Annotated in this window: 14 protein-coding genes; all 14 read left to right on the forward strand. The window is 70.3% G+C overall.

Going from position 1 to position 16,877, the window contains the following annotated elements; genetic code table 11:
• Positions 1-210 precede the first annotated feature (210 nt).
• The gene (locus HMPREF0058_RS05610; protein WP_024036562.1) at positions 211-606 is read left to right on the forward strand and encodes a DUF3040 domain-containing protein; all 396 of its coding nucleotides are present in this window, start codon (positions 211-213) and stop codon (positions 604-606) included.
• A 463-nt stretch (positions 607-1,069) separates the two neighbouring features.
• Entirely contained in the window at positions 1,070-1,501 is a 432-nt protein-coding gene (gene mraZ, locus HMPREF0058_RS05615; RefSeq protein WP_024034602.1) for a division/cell wall cluster transcriptional repressor MraZ, read from the forward strand.
• A 178-nt stretch (positions 1,502-1,679) separates the two neighbouring features.
• Positions 1,680-2,771 carry a 16S rRNA (cytosine(1402)-N(4))-methyltransferase RsmH gene (gene rsmH / locus HMPREF0058_RS05620; RefSeq protein WP_006548758.1) on the forward strand — a complete coding sequence of 364 codons (1,092 nt, stop codon included), beginning with the start codon at positions 1,680-1,682 and terminating at the stop codon, positions 2,769-2,771.
• Entirely contained in the window at positions 2,768-3,166 is a 399-nt protein-coding gene (ftsL, locus tag HMPREF0058_RS05625; protein WP_024035228.1) for a cell division protein FtsL, read from the forward strand. Before rsmH ends, ftsL begins: the two co-directional genes overlap by 4 nt.
• A gap of 5 nt (positions 3,167-3,171) precedes the next feature.
• The gene (locus tag HMPREF0058_RS05630; protein ID WP_040319547.1) at positions 3,172-4,980 is read left to right on the forward strand and encodes a peptidoglycan D,D-transpeptidase FtsI family protein; all 1,809 of its coding nucleotides are present in this window, start codon (positions 3,172-3,174) and stop codon (positions 4,978-4,980) included.
• A 69-nt stretch (positions 4,981-5,049) separates the two neighbouring features.
• Positions 5,050-6,699 (forward strand): UDP-N-acetylmuramoyl-L-alanyl-D-glutamate--2,6-diaminopimelate ligase, encoded by a 1,650-nt coding sequence (locus HMPREF0058_RS05635; protein ID WP_006548761.1) that lies wholly within the window; start codon positions 5,050-5,052, stop codon positions 6,697-6,699.
• The gene (locus HMPREF0058_RS05640; RefSeq protein ID WP_006548762.1) at positions 6,692-8,185 is read left to right on the forward strand and encodes a UDP-N-acetylmuramoyl-tripeptide--D-alanyl-D-alanine ligase; all 1,494 of its coding nucleotides are present in this window, start codon (positions 6,692-6,694) and stop codon (positions 8,183-8,185) included. The genes HMPREF0058_RS05635 and HMPREF0058_RS05640 overlap by 8 nt, the downstream gene beginning before the upstream one ends.
• A 4-nt stretch (positions 8,186-8,189) precedes the next feature.
• The gene (gene mraY / locus HMPREF0058_RS05645; RefSeq protein ID WP_006548763.1) at positions 8,190-9,278 is read left to right on the forward strand and encodes a phospho-N-acetylmuramoyl-pentapeptide-transferase; all 1,089 of its coding nucleotides are present in this window, start codon (positions 8,190-8,192) and stop codon (positions 9,276-9,278) included.
• 69 nt (positions 9,279-9,347) lie between these two features.
• Complete coding sequence (gene murD / locus HMPREF0058_RS05650) at positions 9,348-10,868, forward strand: UDP-N-acetylmuramoyl-L-alanine--D-glutamate ligase (RefSeq protein WP_006548764.1); 1,521 nt, start codon at positions 9,348-9,350, stop codon at positions 10,866-10,868.
• Positions 10,865-12,130, forward strand: coding sequence for a peptidoglycan glycosyltransferase FtsW (locus HMPREF0058_RS05655; RefSeq protein ID WP_006548765.1), 1,266 nt, complete (start codon positions 10,865-10,867; stop codon positions 12,128-12,130). Before murD ends, HMPREF0058_RS05655 begins: the two co-directional genes overlap by 4 nt.
• Complete coding sequence (locus HMPREF0058_RS05660) at positions 12,123-13,352, forward strand: UDP-N-acetylglucosamine--N-acetylmuramyl-(pentapeptide) pyrophosphoryl-undecaprenol N-acetylglucosamine transferase (protein WP_006548766.1); 1,230 nt, start codon at positions 12,123-12,125, stop codon at positions 13,350-13,352. The genes HMPREF0058_RS05655 and HMPREF0058_RS05660 overlap by 8 nt, the downstream gene beginning before the upstream one ends.
• Entirely contained in the window at positions 13,336-14,823 is a 1,488-nt protein-coding gene (gene murC / locus HMPREF0058_RS05665) for a UDP-N-acetylmuramate--L-alanine ligase (RefSeq protein ID WP_006548767.1), read from the forward strand. Before HMPREF0058_RS05660 ends, murC begins: the two co-directional genes overlap by 17 nt.
• Positions 14,820-15,704, forward strand: a complete 885-nt coding sequence (locus tag HMPREF0058_RS05670; protein WP_006548768.1) for a cell division protein FtsQ/DivIB — start codon at positions 14,820-14,822, stop codon at positions 15,702-15,704. Before murC ends, HMPREF0058_RS05670 begins: the two co-directional genes overlap by 4 nt.
• A 196-nt stretch (positions 15,705-15,900) precedes the next feature.
• Positions 15,901-16,877: cell division protein FtsZ (ftsZ, locus tag HMPREF0058_RS05675; RefSeq protein WP_006548769.1), on the forward strand; the 977-nt coding region annotated here is incomplete at its 3' end.

A 16,877-nucleotide genomic window follows, 5' to 3' on the forward strand; every position in this document is an offset into this window, starting at 1 on the left:
GGGCCGGCGAGCCTGCTGCCGGCCAGGGCGCCCGAGGCCAAGCCGCCGGCGTGAGGCAGGGGAGGGTTCCGGTTTCCGTTCCGTGACGGCAGGCGCCTATTGTGGTACCTGCCGGGCTTGACCCGCTTGGTCAGCGCCGACCCTGTCCGGGGTCAGGCGGTCAGTGGGTCCGGGCCGCACTACTGCGACGTCACGGAAGCGAGGGGAGCCATGGCACTGTCAGAGCGCGAGCAGCAGGTGCTGCGCGACCTCGAGGAACAGCTCCACGAGGACGACCCCACGCTGGTGACCTCGATGCAGCAGGGCGAGCAGCGTCTGGCGCGGCTCTCGCCCCGGCACGTCGGAGCCGGCGTCGCCCTTCTCCTGGTGGGCCTGACGGTGGTCATCGTCGGCGTCGCGGTCGGCCACCCCCTGGCCTCGATCCTCATTGGCGTGGCGGGCTTCGCGCTGGCGGTGTGGGGAGTGACCCTCATGCTCACGCGCCCTGACCACGCGCGAGGCTCCCGCGGCCGCGCGCACCGACCGGCGGGTCGCCAGGCTCGCGCCGGCTCCTTCATGGATCGTCAGTCCGAGCGCTGGGAACGGCGGCGCGACTCCGAGCGCTGACGACCTCGCATTCCTGACGTATCACAGGCTTCGCCCCTCACGGGCGGAGCCTGAGTGCTATGTGACTGGTTCCTGCCTGGGCGAGGCCGGGTCCGCTGGCGTCCACCACTGTCCTCCACCACGCCCCCTCCAGTTTCCTCCACCGCGGATCCGTCACGGGCCTGCGCGGGTGCGATGTGGCGTACGGAGCCGGGCTCATCTTGGCGCTGTCTGGCGGGGCCGGCCGGCGTAGGCGCGGTGCGGCGTCCTGCTGTGCCTGGCAGCGCCCTGTCCGCTCGTCTGCGACGCGCCGAAGGGCCGTGCTCCCGACGATCTCCTCCACTTCACTCCACCGTGTTTTTCCCTAGAAATCTGCGGATCTGGAGGAAAGGGGGAGTGTGTTTTCCTTTGAATGTGGGTGAAAGGGGAGGGAAGTGGAGTACTGTGGGGCGCACTGGGTCGTCGAGGGGAAGGAGTGGTCCCGGTGTTCCTGGGTACTCACGCCCCTCGCCTTGACGACAAGGGCAGGCTCATCCTCCCGGCCAAGTTCCGCGAGGAGCTGGCTGGGGGAGTGGTGCTGACCCGTGGTCAGGAGCACTGCCTCTACGCCTTCACCACGGCCGAGTTCGAGCGCATGTACGCCCAGCTGCGCGAGGCCCCCCTCGCGCAGAAGCAGGCTCGCGACTACATCCGCGTCATGCTCTCGGGCGCCGACTCCCAGATCCCGGACAAGCAGGGACGCATCACGCTTCCCGCGCCGCTGCGTGCCTACGCAGGCCTGTCCAAGGACCTGGCTGTGATCGGTGCGGGAGCCCGCGTGGAGATCTGGGACGCCCAGGCCTGGCAGACCTACCTGGAGGCCCAGGAGCAGGTCTTCGCCGACACGGCTGAGGAGATCATCCCCGGCTTCTTCTAGGCCGGGCCACAACTGCACACCACCCCGGGCGCACCGCGCCCACGGCAGGCCTCGTGAGGTCTCTACCCGAGCTGGAGTCCGACGCCACTTCCCCGGCGCCGGAAGGACGGGTGGAGTCCTGGCGAGACTTTCCGGCCATACCGGTCACCCGTTCGCGACGCCTGGAAAGGAGGAGCACATGTCCCACGCGCCACTGACGAACCGGCCTGAGTCTGATGACGACGTCGCGGCGCAGGCGGCTGCCCGCCACACTCCGGTGCTCCTGCGCCGCTGCCTGGACCTGCTGGCACCGGCCATCGAGGAGGCGCCGGCCGAGCCGGTCATGATCGACTGCACGCTGGGTATGGGTGGGCACACCGAGGGGGCGCTGCGCCGCTTCCCTAGGCTGCGAGTCATCGGCATCGACCGTGACAGCCAGGCCATTGCCCTGGCCAGCGCGCGCTTGGCCCCCTTCGGGGACCGTTTCACGGCGGTGCGCGCCACCTATGACGAGGTCGAGGCCGTCGCCCACCGCTTCAGCCAGGACGGCGAGGGCACCGTGGACGCGGTGCTCATGGACCTGGGGGTCTCCTCACTCCAGCTCGACGACGTCGAGCGTGGTTTTTCTTACGCGCGCCCGGCGCCCCTGGACATGCGCATGGACCAGTCACAGGGAATGACGGCCCAGGAGCTGCTCGACGGCGCCGAGCCGGGTGAGCTCGTGCGCATCCTGCGCGCTTACGGCGAGGAGCGTTTCGCTCCGCGCATCGTCGAGGCGATCGTGCGACGCCGCAGCGCCGGCCATCCGGTCTCCTCCACCCAGGAGCTGGCTGAGCTCGTGCGTCAGGCGGTGCCGGCGGCGACCAGGCGCACCGGAGGGCACCCGGCCAAGCGCACCTTCCAGGCCCTGCGGATCGCCGTGAACGCTGAGCTGGACGTCCTGGAGAGGGCTGTGCCGCGTGCGCTCAACAGCCTGCGGGTTGGTGGCCGCTTGGTCGTGGAGTCCTACCAGAGCCTGGAGGACCGCATCGTCAAGCAGGCCATTGCTGCTGGCACGCGTGCATCCGTCCCCGATGACCTGCCGTTCGTGCCCGAGGGCGCCGGGGCCTACCTCCAGGCTCTGACTCACGGCGCTGAGCGGGCAGACGAGGCCGAGCTGGCGGCTAATCCTCGCTCGGCCCCGGTGCGGCTGCGTGCCGCGGTGCGACTGCGCCCCGCCGACCAGGCCCCGGCCGCGGAGCCGAAGCCCTTGACCACCACCCGACGACGACAAGGAAGGAAGACCCGGTGAGCGCCACAACCGCCCTGCGAGCCCCCTCCCGGCGTCCTGAGGCGACGCCGCAGGAGCGCCCTGCCCTCTACGTCGTGCGAGGGATCGCTCCTGCTCGTTCCACGGTTCCCTTCATCATGGTCGTTGTGCTGATCCTGGCCGGCGCGCTGGCTGCCTCCATGCTGCTCAACGCCTCCATGGCGGCCACCGCCTTCCGTATGCAGTCGGCTCAGGTCGAGCTCAACGTCGTCAACGACCACATTGACACCGTCCGCTCCCAGGTCCAGGACGCCTCCGCAGCCGACCACCTCACCCAGCGCGCCACCGAGCTGGGGATGGTGCCGGCCGCCGCGCCGGGTGTGGTTGACCTGGGCGGCTCGCAGCTGTCGGCCGGGCAGGCCGCGACCGCGAAGTAGCAGCAGTGAACCCCAGTCGCCGTCGTGCACTTCAGCTCTTCGGTCTGGCCGGCTTCAGTGTGCTGACCGCCCGGACCGCCTGGCTCCAGGTCGTCGAGGGGCCGGCCTTGGCGGACAAGGCCAAGGCCGAGCGGACGATCACGTGGGTCAACCGCGCCCAGCGCGGCCAGATCCTGGGGCGCGACGGCGCGGTACTGGCGACCTCGTCGATCTCCTACGACATCGGAGTCAACCAGGTCAGGATTGCTCAGTACGAGCACAAGGAGGACCGTGAGGACCCGGCCACCGGGCGCACGGTGAGCACCGTCGTCGGGTATGGCGCGGTGGCGGCGGCCGCTCAGATTGCGCCGATCCTGGGGGTGGACGCCCAGGAGCTCGGGGCGAAGATGGTGGGGGAGTCCACCTACGTCGTCATCGCCGAGGCCGTCGCACCGGACACCTGGCGCCAGATCAAGGCGCTGGAGATCCCCGGCGTCGAGCCAGACCAGCGCACCAGGCGCAGCTACCCGGCCGGCCGGGTCGCGGGCAACGTGGTGGGCTACACCTACGAGGGCAAGGCGCGTGAGCTCATCGGCTCCGCCGGCCTGGAGCTGACCCAGAACAAGGCCCTGACCGGGGTGGACGGGCGCGGGAGCGTCGAGATCGGCAAGACCGGCGCCATCATCCCCACCGGTGAGCATGATGAGGTCGCCTCCGTGCCAGGCACGGCAGTGCGCACGACAATCAACCCGGACCTGCAGGCCGTGGCCCAGGAGGCGATTGACGAGGTCGTCCAGGCCCAGGGCGCGGACTGGGGCAGCGTCGTCGTCATGGAGCCGGCCACGGGCAAGCTCCTGGTCCTGGCGGACTCGCGCTCGGTGGACCCCTCCGACCCAGGTGCCACGGCGGAGGAGGACCGCAACGCCCGCAGCGTCCAGGCCATCTTCGAGCCAGGAAGTGTGGGCAAGGTGATGACCTTTGCTGCTGCCCTGGACAAGGGCGTCCTCACCCCCGAGGACCAGATCACGGTCCCCTACACCTGGACCGCTCCGAATGGTCAGAGCTTCCGCGACTCCCACGAGCACGCTACCCAGGTCCTCACCGCGGCCCAGGTCCTGGCCGAGTCCTCCAACGTCGGCACGGTCCAGATCGGTGACCGGGTCTCAGACGCTGACCGCCACGCCATCATCGAGCAGTTCGGCTACGGGCAGCTGACTGGGATCGAGATGCCGGCGGAGTCCGAGGGCATCCTGGGCGACTACGCCCAGTGGGACGCCCGCACTCGCTATACCACCATGTTCGGCCAGGGCATTGCGGGTACCTCCCTCCAGGCCGTCCAGGTGCTGGCGAGCGTGGCGAACAAGGGGGTCCGGGTGGCGCCGCGCGTCATTGACGCCTGGATCGACGCCGAGGGGAAGGAGACCGCCCAGACCCAGCCTGAGGGCGTGCGGGTGATCTCCGAGGCGAGCGCCACCACCCTGACTGAGATGCTCATCGGGGTGACGCAGGAAGGCGGTACCGCCGAGTCGGCCTCGATCGACGGCTACCTGGTGGCGGGCAAGACGGGAACCACCGAGATCCTCACCGAGCCAGGCACCGTGGCCTCTTTCGTGGGCTTCACCCCCGCGCGCGACCCGGCCATCGCGGTGGCCGTCATCGTCTACCGGCCCGATGGCACCTACGGTGGAACCGTGGCGGCCCCGGTCTTCCGCAAGATCGCCCTGGCCTGCATGCACTCCCTGGGTATCGCCCCGGACCCGATGGTCATCGCTGCCAAGGCGGCCGCTGAGGCTGACGCTCAGGCGGCCAAGGCGACCCAGGACAGCCAGGGCTGAGGAGCAGGACGAGGGCACGCGTGCCCGCCTGTCCCTGTGGCGGGCACGGTCACGATAGATTGAGGAACCATGAGCAATCATGCCTACGAGTCGGCAGCAGCGCTGCGTCCGCGTCACTGTGCGCCGACCGCCCTGGCTGACCTGGCCCACACGCTGAGCCTTGAGGCGGCGGGTGACCCCGCCGCTGACCTTGGCCAGGTCCTGATCCACGGCGTGAGCGTGGACTCTGGCGATGTCGCTCCCGGTGAGCTGTTCGTGGCCCTGCCGGGCTTTCGTCGGCACGGGGCCGAGTTCGCCGCGCAGGCGGTAGCCGGCGGGGCGGTTGCGGTCCTCACGGATGCCGACGGCGCAACGCGCCTGGGCGCGAGCCTGGGACAGGTCCCGGTGCTCACCCACCCCGATCCGCGTGCGGTGGTGGGCCCCCTGGCCGCCGAGGTCTACCACCACCCGGCGACCCACCTGACGACGACGGCCGTGACGGGGACCAACGGCAAGACGACGACCACCTACTTCCTCCAGTCGATCCTGGCCGCGCACCTGGGTCAGTGCATGATCGCGGGCACCGTGGAGCTGAGCGTGGGCACGCAGTCGGTGGAGTCCCCACGCACCACGGTCGAGGCCCCGGTGCTCCAGCGCATGATGGCGCTGGCGGTCGAGGAGGGCGTCAAGGCTGCCAGCCTGGAGGCCTCCAGCCACGCCATCGTGCTGCACCGGCTGGGTGGGACCGTCGTCGACGTCGCCGGCTTCACCAATCTTCAGCGTGACCACCTCGACTTCCACCACACCATGGAGGAGTACCTGGAGGCCAAGGCTCGCCTCTTCACCCCTGAGCACGCCCGCCGCGCGGTGATCTGCGTGGACGATCGGTGGGGGGCTGCGCTGGCAGAGCGTGTGGCGGACCGCGGGGCCGTGCCGGTGGACCGGGTGCGCGCCTACCCCGCCCAGGACAGTGAGGACCCTGCCCAGGGCGCGCAGTGGTGGGTAAGCCAGGTCAAGGCTTCGATGACCCAAGCCGCCACCACCTTCACCCTCCACGGGCCCGATGGTGAGCAGATCGAGGCGCTGTGCCCCCTGCCAGGGCTCGTCAACGTCCAGAACGCGGCCCTGGCCCTGGTCATGGCCCTGCGCGCGGGGGTGGCGCAGGACACTGCTGTGCAGGCCCTGGCCCACGCCCACAACATCCCGGGGCGTATGCAGCGCATCAGCCAGCGCGACGGGCGCCGGGGGACCTGTATCGTCGACTTCGCCCACACCCCGGAGGCGATGGACCTCGCGCTCAAGGCGGTACGTGAGATCACTCCGGGCCGGCTCATCGTGGTCTTCGGTTCCGACGGCGACCGTGACCAGGGTAAGCGGCCGCTGCTGGGGCAGGTGGCGGCGCGTCTGGCCGACGTCCTGGTGGTCACCGACGAGAATCCGCGCTCGGAGGACCCGCAGCTCATCCGTGACGCCGTCCTGGCCGGGGTGCGTTCGGTGCGCCCGGGCCTGGAGGACGTCGAGGAGATCACGACCTGGCGCGGTGACGCCGTGCGCCGCGGGGTTGAGCTGTGCGGGCCGCAGGACACCGTCATCGTCACCGGCAAGGGGCACGAGCCCTTCCTGGAGATGGCTGGGGAATTCATCCGCTACAACGACGCCCCCGTCATGCGCGAGGCTGTCGAGGCCAAGTGGCCTGCCCGCACGGGCGCTGAGGCATCAACCGGGAGCGAGCATGAGTGACCGTACCCTGCGTGAGATCGCTGCGATGACGGGGGGAGTGCTCCTCGCCCCCGGCGGTGACGAGGCTGGTGGATCGCTCCAGGCTCACGATGGCGTCACGCGCGTGACCGACGTCGTCACCGACTCCCGGCAGGCGGAAGAGGGCTCGCTCTTCGTGGCGATCGTTGGTGAGCGCACCGACGGCCACCGCCACGTGCCCCAGGCGGCGGCAGCAGGTGCTCGGGCCGCTCTGGTCAGCAACGTCGAGGCCGTGCGCGCCGCGATGGCTGAGGCCGGTCGCGACCCTGAGTCCCTGCCGTTGGTGATCGTCCCAGACACGGTGGCCGCGCTGGGCGGCCTGGCTCGCTCCCACCTGGCCCAGCTGCGCGAGCAGGCCAGCTCCCGGGGCGAGACCCTGAGCGTGATAGCGATGACGGGCTCGGTGGGCAAGACCACCACCAAGGACCTCACCCGCCAGATCCTGGCCGCCCAGGCCCCGACCGTGGCGCCGGTGGCCAGCTTCAACAACGAGATCGGCCTGCCGCTGACTGTGCTGCGAGCAGACCACACCACCCGCTACCTCGTGCTGGAGATGGGGGCCTCGGGCAGCGGGCACATCGCTTACCTCACCTCGATCGCGCCTCTGGACGCGGCGGCCGTGCTCATGATCGGGCACGCCCATATGGGCGGCTTCGGCTCCGTGGACGGCGTGGCCCGGGCCAAGAGCGAGATCGTGACCGGCCTGCTGCCCACCGGGGTTGCCGTGCTCAATCTCGACGACCCGCGCTCGGCGGCCATGCGTGAGCTCGCCCCGGGCCGGGTGCTGACCTTCTCCGCCAGCGGCGACCCGCGCGCCGACCTGCGCGCGAGCGCCGTCGAGCTGGATGAGCAGGCCCACGCCGTGCTGGACCTTCACCTGCCGGGTGCCCGGCCCGAGCGCCTACGGTTGGGACTGCCCGGGCGCCACAACGTCACCAACGCCCTGGCTGCCGCCGGACTGGCGCTGGCTGCCGGGCTGGATCCCTCCCAGGTCCTCCAGGCGCTGGCGGGTGCCGGCCTGGAGAGCCCGCACCGCATGGACGTGCGTGAGTGCGGCGGGGTGCTGGTCATCGACGACTCCTACAACGCCAACATCGATTCCATGACCGCTGCGCTGGAGGCGCTGCCGGCCCTGGCCGGCCAGCGACGCCGTGTGGTCATCATCTCCGAGATGCTGGAGCTGGGCAGCGCGAGCCATGCCGACCACACGCGAACCGGTGAGCTGGCGGCTGCTGCAGGCGCCCAGGTACTGGTCACCATCGGCCAGGGCGCCGCACCCGCCGCGCAGGCGGCGCGCGCGGCGGGGGTGCATACTATCGAGCTGCCAGATGCCCAGGCCGCGATCGAGCTGCTGGACGGCGGCCACTCACCCCTCAGGCCGGCGGACGCCGTCCTGATCAAGGGATCTCATGGTTCGGGCGCCTGGCGCGTGGCTGACCACCTGACCGCCACTGACAAGGAGGACTAGCCTGATGACTGCGATCCTCGTTTCCGCCGCGGTGGGGCTGATGGTCTCGCTGCTGGGGACCCCACTGCTCATTCGTTTCCTGCACGCGCGCGAGTACGGCCAGTTCATCCGTCAGGACGGCCCTCAGGGCCACTTCACCAAGCGCGGCACCCCGACGATGGGCGGGCTGGTCATCATCGCCGCCACGGTCCTGGGCTACGCGGTGGCCAACCTCGTGGAGATGCGGGTACCGCGGGCCTCGGGAGTCCTCCTGCTCTTCCTCGTGGTCGGACTGGGCCTGATCGGCTTCCTGGACGACTTTGAGAAGATCTCTCGGCAGCGTTCCCTGGGCCTCAAGGCCTGGCAGAAGATCGTGGGCCAGGCCCTGATCGGGATCGGCTTCTCGGTGGCTACGCTCTTCTTCGCCGATCGCAACGGCCTGACGCCGGCCTCCACACGTATCTCCTTCGCCCGCGACTCCGCGATCGACCTGGCAGCCGGAGGGATGGTGCTGGGCATCATTCTGTTCGTCCTGTGGGCGAATTTCCTCATCACCGCCTGGTCCAACGCGGTCAACCTCACCGATGGTCTTGACGGCCTGGCAGCGGGAGCCTGCGCCATGGCCTTCGGTGCCTACACCCTCATTGGCGTGTGGCAGTCCAACCAGTCCTGCCAGTACGCCCACACCGACACCGTGGCCACCATGTGCTACCAGGTGCGTGACCCGCGCGACCTGGCCATGATCGCTGCCGCCCTCATGGGAGCCTGCTTCGGCTTCCTGTGGTGGAACGCCTCGCCTGCCAAGATCTTCATGGGGGACACCGGCTCCCTGGCCCTGGGAGGGGCCTTCGCCGGGCTGTCGATCCTGACCCGCACCGAGTTCCTCGCCGTGGTCATCGGTGGGCTGTTCCTGGCCGAGGTCCTCTCCGACGTCATCCAGGTCGCCTCCTTCAAGGCCACGCGCAAGAGGGTCTTCCGTATGGCTCCGATTCACCACCACTTCGAGCTGCTGGGGTGGAGCGAGGTCAATGTCGTCATCCGCTTCTGGATCGTGGCCGGGGTCTGCGTGGTCGCCGGGCTCGGGCTGTTCTACGCGGAGTACTGGATGGCCTGACCACACCGGCAGGAGGACCAAGGATCTGTCTCCTCCCGCACAACCCCTGATCCGTACCAGCGAGGAGCCGTGAGCACCACGAACACCGTCACCCCTGAAAGCGCAGACATCATCAAGGACCTGGTCGGAGCCCGGGTGGGCGTTGTGGGGCTGGGGCGTACCGGCACCGCCGTCGTCGAGGTCCTGTCAACCCTGGGTGCGCAGGTGAGCGTCTTCGACTCCCGCCCCGACGCCCTGGAGGCCCTGCCGGCAGGGGTGAAGCCTGCCTCGGTCGCCGTGGGCGAGGCGCAGGCGGTGGCTGAGGCGATCGCGGGCTCGCAGCTGCGGTTGCTCATCGTTTCCCCGGGCGTGCCGGCCACCGGCGCGGTGGCGCGCTCCGCGCGAGATCGTGGCATCGAGACCTGGAGCGAGATCGAGCTGGCCTGGCGCCTGCAGCGCTCCACCCACCCTGAGGTCCCCTGGATCACGGTGACCGGCACGGACGGCAAGACGACGACGGTCGGGATGCTCTCGGCCATCCTCACCGCTGCCGGGCTTGAGGCTCCGGCAGTCGGCAATATCGGCGTGCCCACGATCTCCGTAGTCGCTGCTGGAGGCGCGCAGGCGCTGGCCGTAGAGCTGTCCAGCTTCCAGCTGCACACGACTCATAGCCTCAGTCCTCTGGCCGCGGCCTGCCTCAATCTCTCAGCCGACCACCTGGACTGGCACGGTGGCATGGAGGCCTACGCCGCTGACAAGTCCCGCGTCTACACCCACGCCCAGCGCGCTGCGGTCTACAACCTGGCTGACCCTGCGACACTGCGCATGGTCGAGCAGGCCGACGTCGTCGAGGGCTGCCGCGCGATCGGCTTCGGCCTGGGAGCCCCCGGGCTGGGGCAGGTTGGACTGGTTGAGGACGTCATGGTTGATCGTGCCTGGCACCCGCGGCGCCACCATGAGGCCGCCGAGCTGGCCACGTTGGCGGACCTGGCCCACCTGGCACCTGGAGGCGAGGTGGACCGCCTGCCGGCTCATATCGCTGCCGATGCCCTGGCCGCTGCCAGCCTGGCGCTGGCCCACCCCCAGGTCCAGGCGGACCTGGGCGCGGTGGCGCGGGGACTGCGTGCCTTCACCCCTGGTGCGCACCGGCTGGTCACGGTGGCCGAGGGGGCCGGCGTGACCTGGGTCGACGACTCCAAGGCCACCAACGCCCACTCCACCCAGGCCGCGTTGAGCTCAGTGCGCCCGGGCAGCGCGGTGTGGATCGTCGGAGGGGACACGAAGGGAGCCGACCTTCACGAGCTCGTGGCTCGCGTGCGCCCCTACCTGCGCGGCGCCGTCGTCATCGGAGCCGACCCGACCCCGGTGCTCCAGGCGCTGGAGGACGAGGCGCCTGACCTGCCTCGTCGCGTGGTGCCTGCGGCCAGCGCCCGCGAGGTCATCGAGGAGGCGGTCCGGCAGGCCTCGGCCATGGCACAGGAGGGAGACACGGTCCTGCTGGCACCTGCGGCGGCCTCCTGGGACCAGTTCACCAGCTACGCCGAGCGCGGTGACATGTTCGCCCAGGCCGCGCGTGCCCAGGCTGGCGTGGACCAGGACCGCCAGCCATGAGCCAGGAACAGCCCGCGCCGCGCCCGCAGCGCTCCCGGCCTTGGTGGCGGGTCCTGACCGGACCCGATGGCCCGGTCCCGGGTGAGAGGGCCTCGCTGACCTACTACACGCTGCTCATTGCCTCACTCTTCCTCCTGGTCCTGGGCCTCATCATGGTCTTCTCGGTCCAGTCCGTCACCGTGGCGGCCCAGGGAGGCAACGCCTACGCGGCCTTCGCCCGCTACCTCGTCATCGCGCTGGTCGGGCTGGCGGCCATGTTCGCGGCCTCCCGGGCCTCCGTGCCCCTGCTCAAGCGCCTGACGCTGCCGGTCCTGGGCGCCTCGATGGCGTTGCAGTGCCTGGTCTTCGTCCCAGGCGCCAGCCGCTGCGCCGGTGGAAACTGCAACTGGGTGGCTGTGCCCCTCATCGGCACCGCCCAGCCCTCGGAGTTCATCAAGCTGGGGCTGGCGCTGTACACCGGATGGGTTGTTGTGCGTCACGGGGGCAGGTTCGGCTCGGTCAGGAGCACCCTGCTCATGCTGGCTCCCGCGGCCGTGGCCATCATGCTGGTCATGGGCGGTGGAGACCTGGGGACCGTGGTCATCATGGTCATGCTCATGGCCGGGGCACTGTGGATGGCGGGACTGGGCCGGGGCTGGTTCCTGGTCCTGGGCGGTGTGGGGCTGGTGGGCTTTGCCGGCGGAACCATGCTCTCGGCCAACCGTCGTGCGCGCATCATGGCCTGGCTCAATCCGGAGGGCTCTGATCCTCTGGACGTGGGCTACCAGCCTCTCCACGGCCGCTACGCCATGGGCACCGGAGGCTGGGGCGGGGTCGGCCCAGGGTCCTCGCGCCAGAAGTGGGGGTACCTGACTCAGGCGGACTCCGACTACGTCTTCGCGGTCCTGGGCGAGGAGCTGGGACTGGTAGGCACCGTCGTCGTCATCGTGCTCTTCGCGGTGGTGGGCTGGTGCTGCGCGCGCATTATCCGCCGCAGCAACGACCTGTACGTCAGTGTGGTCACCGGCGGCATCATGGCCTGGATCGTGGGCCAGGCACTGGTCAACATGAGCGTGGTGGTCGGGCTCCTGCCGGTGCTGGGCGTGCCGCTGCCACTGATCAGCGCCGGCGGGTCCTCCCTCATCTTCGTGCTCCTGGCCATCGGCGTGCTGCTGTCCTTCGCGCGCCAGGAGCCCGGCGCGCCCGAGGCCTTCGCCGCTCGGGTGGGAGCGATGCGTCGTAGCCTGTCCGTCGTCACATCTCGCAGGAGGAACCGTGCCTGAGACCCAGGACCACCCGCTTCGCGTGCTGCTGGCCGGAGGAGGAACCGCCGGTCACGTCAACCCGCTGCTGGCCACGGCCGCGGCGTTGGGCGAGCCCGGCCTGGCCGGCAGCCGGGACGCCGAGCTGCTCGTGCTGGGCACCAAGGAGGGGCTGGAGGCAGACCTCGTCCCGCAGGCCGGCTACGAGCTGGCACTCGTGCCGCGTGTGCCCATGCCTCGGCGGCCCGGGCCTGCTCTGGTCAGGCTTCCGGCGCGCCTGCGTGGTGCCGTGCGTGCGGCTCGTGAGGCCATTGAGCGCGTCGAGGCCGACGTCGTGGTCGGCTTCGGCGGATACGTGTCCACCCCGGCCTACCTGGCTGCGCGCCAGGCAGGGGTTCCGGTGGTCATCCACGAGCAGAACGCCCGCCCAGGGCTGGCCAACCGGCTGGGAGCGCGCTGGGCCAAGGCGGTGGCGCTCACCTTCGCCTCCACCCCGCTCGCCGCGCGCCACGGGCGCACGGAGGTGACCGGACTGCCTCTGCGTCCGGCGATCGCTGATCTCGTTGCCTCTCAACGCTCTGCGCAGCTCAAGGCACGCTCCCGCGAAGAAGGTGCCCAGGCGCTGGGCCTGGACCCCAGCGCCCCCACGCTGCTGGTCACCGGTGGCTCCCTGGGCGCGCAGCGTCTCAACGAGGTCATGGCCGAGTCCCTGGCGTCCCTGCCCGAGGGGCTCCAGGTGCTGCACCTGACCGGACGCGGCAAGGACGCCGCGGTGCGTAGCGCGTTGGAGGGTGCCGTGGCGGCCGGTGCGGTTAGTGCTGAGGCAGCAGGGCGCTACCACGTCCTGGACTACCTCACGCAGATGGAGCAGGCCTATGCCTGCGCCGACGGCGTCATCTGCCGCTCCGGCGCGGGCACAGTGGCCGAGCTGACTGCTCTGGGCCTGCCGGCGCTCTACGTGCCCCTGCCTGTGGGCAACGGGGAGCAACGCCTGAACGCGGCCGACGTCATCGCCGCCGGTGGCGGGCGGCTCGTGCCCGACGCCGAGCTCAACGTGGCCCAGGTGCGTGCCTTCACGCAGGTGCTCACCGATCCGCAGGCGCATGAGGCCATGGCGCAGGCCGCTGCCTCGACCGGGGTGCGTGACGGCGCAGCGCGGCTGGCTGATCTCGTACGGCAGGTCGCTGGCACCGGTGACCGCGTAGCCGGGAGCGAGGAGAAGAGTGATGACGACGCAGCATGACCACACGACGGCGGACCTGGCCGGTTCCTCCTTCCACCTCATCGGGGTGGGGGGAGCTGGCATGAGCGTCCTCGCCCAGCTGTTGGCCGAGCAGGGTGCGCACGTCACCGGCTCTGACGCGCACTCCAGCCCGGCGCTGGAGCAGCTGCTCGCCCAGGGCCTGGAGGTCCGGGTGGGCCATGACGCCGACGCGGTGCCCCCCGAGGCCACGGTCGTGGTCTCCACGGCGATCAAGGAGACCAACCCCGAGCTGGTCCGGGCACGTGGCCGTGGCCAGGAGGTCATCCACCGCTCTCAGGCCCTGGCCCTGGCCGCGCGGGGGCGGAGCATGGTGGCGGTGGCCGGGGCCCACGGCAAGACCACGACCTCTGGCATGCTGGCCGAGGCCCTGACCGAGCTGGGCTGGGACCCCTCTTTCGCCATCGGGGGAGTCGTGCGGGCGCTGGGCAGCGGTGCCCATCTGGGGGCCGGACAGGTCCTTGTCGCCGAGGCGGATGAGTCTGACCGCTCCTTCCTCAACTACGCCCCTGCGGTCGAGATCGTCACCAACGTCGAGCCCGATCACCTGGACACCTACGGCACGCGCGAGGCCTTCGAGGAGGCCTTCCTCGACTTCTCGCGGCGCCTGATAGCCGGAGGGCTTCTCATCGCCTGTGCCCAGGATCCCGGAGCCCTGCGCCTGGCTCGTGCCGCGGCTGGTGAGGGCCGGCGAGTGGTCACCTACGGCAGCCTCAGCCCGGCTGAGCTACCCGACCAGGACCTGGTCGGGCTGGCTCACGTCGAGTTGGAGGTTGAGGAGCACCCGGCTCAGGGCACGCGCTCGCGCCTGACCCTGTGGACGACGCCGACCAGCCACGACGAGCCGGTCAGCCTTGAGCTCTCAGTGCCTGGTGAGCACGTGGCCCTGGACGCGGCGGCGGCCTGGGCCTGTGGCGTGGAGCTGGGAGCGCAGCCCCAGGCCATGGCCCGTGCCCTGGGAGCATTCGGAGGGACCAAGCGGCGTTTCGAGGATCGCGGCGAGGTTGGCGGGGTGCGTGTGGTTGATGACTATGCCCACCATCCCACCGAGATCCAGGCCTTGGCGACGGCGGCTCGTGAGGTGGCCCAGGCGCGCGGAGGCCGGCTTCTCATCCTCTTCCAACCTCACTTGTTCTCCCGGACCCAGGCCTTTGCCGAGCGCTTTGGTCAGGCGCTGAGCCTGGCTGATCTCGTCGTCGTCACGGCCGTCTACCCGGCTCGGGAGGCCCAGGAGGACTTCCCGGGGGTGAGCGGGCGCACCGTGAGCGAGCACGTTCCTGGTGGTCGCTACCTCGCTGACCGCGTGGAGGCGGCCCGCAGCCTGGCCGACGCGGCCCAGAGGGGGGACCTGCTGCTGACCGTCGGGGCGGGTGACGTCACCGAGATGGGCCAGGTGATCCTGGACCGGCTGGCCGAGCGTGGCCTGGACGGGCCTGGCGGGGAGGCCGCGTGAGGAAGCCCAGCCCGCCGCGGCCCGAGCCTGGCGCTGAGGTCGCCGGCCACGGCGAGGTGTGGCGGCAGGAGACCAGCGCGGACCTGTCCGTGTTCGCACGCCGCGGGGAGCGCAGCGAGACCGGGCTCGGCCAGGCACGCGACCGTGTGGTCTCTACCGGCCTGGCTGACCGGCTGGCCGAGCGGCGTCGTGCGCTGCGCACGCTGCGACGCCGTCGGGTGTGGATGGCTGGTGCCGTCCTCATCCTCGTCCTCGCCCTGGCGTGGACGGTGCTCTGGTCTCCGTTGCTCGGGCTGCGTGGCTCTGAGATCACGGTCTCCGGCTCGGACTCCAGCGTCTCGACCGAGCAGGTGCGTGAGCTGCTTCAGGACCAGGAGGGAACGAGCCTGGTGCGGCTGGACCTGCGGCAGGCCGCACGGACCGTGACGGACGGGCTGGTGCGTGTGCGCTCGACGCAGGTGACGCGTTCCTGGCCTCACGGCTTGACCGTCTCCCTGACCATGCGGGTGCCGGTGGCCGTGCGGCAGGTCGACCAGTCCTACGAGGTACTCGACGGCGACGCGGTGGTCCTGGAGACCACGGACACCCCGCCTGAGGGTCTGGTGAGGATCACGGATCCTGAGGACGGTGGGCTCAGCGGCACCCAGGTGGCCGCGGTGGCCCAGGCCGTCGGCGCGCTGGACGTGGCGACCCGAGCCCAGGTCGCCTCTGGATCGGCCTCGTCATCGGGGCAGGTCACCCTGGTCCTGACCAGCGGGGCGAGCGTGCAGTGGGGGGACACTGAGGAGATGGCGCTCAAGGCGCAGGTGCTCAAGGTGCTGCTGGCCCAGGAGGCCAGCGTCTACGACGTCTCCTCGCCACACAGCCCGACCACCTCGTGAGCTGGTGAGCGGCAGACGGTGACCGGACGGGAGGTGCGGAACACGCGTCGAACACGCCGAGGCAAATCCGCGGCGCGCGGCGCGACGGACCATAGCGTTACTCCCGTCATCGAGAGAATGACATAAGTATATACCTCAACTTGAGGTTGAGGGTCGGGGAGCCCTTGCGGCTCGGTACCAAGCGCGGAGGCACACAGTGGCGGAGTCCCAGCACTACCAGGCAGTTATCAAGGTGGTGGGCGTCGGCGGTGGCGGCGTCAACGCCGTCAACCGCATGATCGAGTCCGGGCTGCGCGGTGTGGAGTTCATCGCCGTCAACACCGATGCCCAGGCACTGCTCATGTCTGATGCGGACACCAAGCTGGACGTCGGCCGTGACCTGACCCGAGGCCTCGGAGCCGGAGCGGACCCCTCCATCGGTCGCAAGGCGGCTGAGGACCACGAGGATGACATCCGTGAGGCCCTGGACGGCGCGGACATGGTGTTCGTCACCGCCGGTGAGGGTGGTGGCACCGGCACCGGTGCGGCCCCCGTGGTCGCCCGGGTCGCCCGCGAGCTTGGCGCGCTGACCATCGGCGTGGTGACCCGTCCCTTTGCCTTCGAGGGACGTCGCCGCGCTACCCAGGCTGACGACGGCGTGAAGAACCTCCGCGAGGCCGTCGACACCCTTATCGTCATCCCCAACGACCGGCTGCTGCAGATCGCCGACCGCGGCATCAGCGTCGTCGACGCCTTCAAGCAGGCCGATCAGGTTCTCCTCCAGGGTGTTCAGGGCATCACCGAGCTCATCACCACCCCGGGTCTGATCAACGTCGACTTCAACGACGTCAAGTCCGTCATGCAGGACGCCGGCAGCGCCCTCATGGGCATCGGCTCGGCCACGGGGGAGGGGCGTGCGCTGGCCGCCACCGAGCAGGCCATTGCCTCCCCGCTGCTGGAGTCCTCGATCGACGGCGCTCACGGCGTCCTGCTCTTCTTCCAGGGTGGCTCCGACCTCGGCCTGTTCGAGGTGTCTGAGGGGGCTGAGCTCGTGCGCGAGTCGGTCCACCCTGAGGCCAATATCATCGTCGGTGCGGTGGTCGACGGCGCGCTGGGCGACGAGCTGCGCGTGACGGTGATCGCGGCCGGCTTTGACGCTGAGCCCGTCTCTGCCGGCAGCCTGGAGGGTGCGCT

The organism is Actinomyces urogenitalis DSM 15434, from assembly GCF_000159035.1.
GTDB classification, from domain to species: domain Bacteria; phylum Actinomycetota; class Actinomycetes; order Actinomycetales; family Actinomycetaceae; genus Actinomyces; species Actinomyces urogenitalis.

Bases quoted from the DNA above. Each gene is read 5' to 3' on its own strand.
- rsmH (WP_006548758.1), top strand. From the start codon at position 1,680: ATGTCCCACGCGCCACTGACGAACCGGCCTGAGTCTGATGACGACGTC.
- HMPREF0058_RS05610 (WP_024036562.1), top strand. From the start codon at position 211: ATGGCACTGTCAGAGCGCGAGCAGCAGGTGCTGCGCGACCTCGAGGAA.
- mraY (WP_006548763.1), top strand. From the start codon at position 8,190: ATGACTGCGATCCTCGTTTCCGCCGCGGTGGGGCTGATGGTCTCGCTG.
- HMPREF0058_RS05640 (WP_006548762.1), top strand. From the start codon at position 6,692: ATGAGTGACCGTACCCTGCGTGAGATCGCTGCGATGACGGGGGGAGTG.
- murC (WP_006548767.1), top strand. From the start codon at position 13,336: ATGACGACGCAGCATGACCACACGACGGCGGACCTGGCCGGTTCCTCC.
- HMPREF0058_RS05655 (WP_006548765.1), top strand. From the start codon at position 10,865: ATGAGCCAGGAACAGCCCGCGCCGCGCCCGCAGCGCTCCCGGCCTTGG.
- HMPREF0058_RS05635 (WP_006548761.1), top strand. From the start codon at position 5,050: ATGAGCAATCATGCCTACGAGTCGGCAGCAGCGCTGCGTCCGCGTCAC.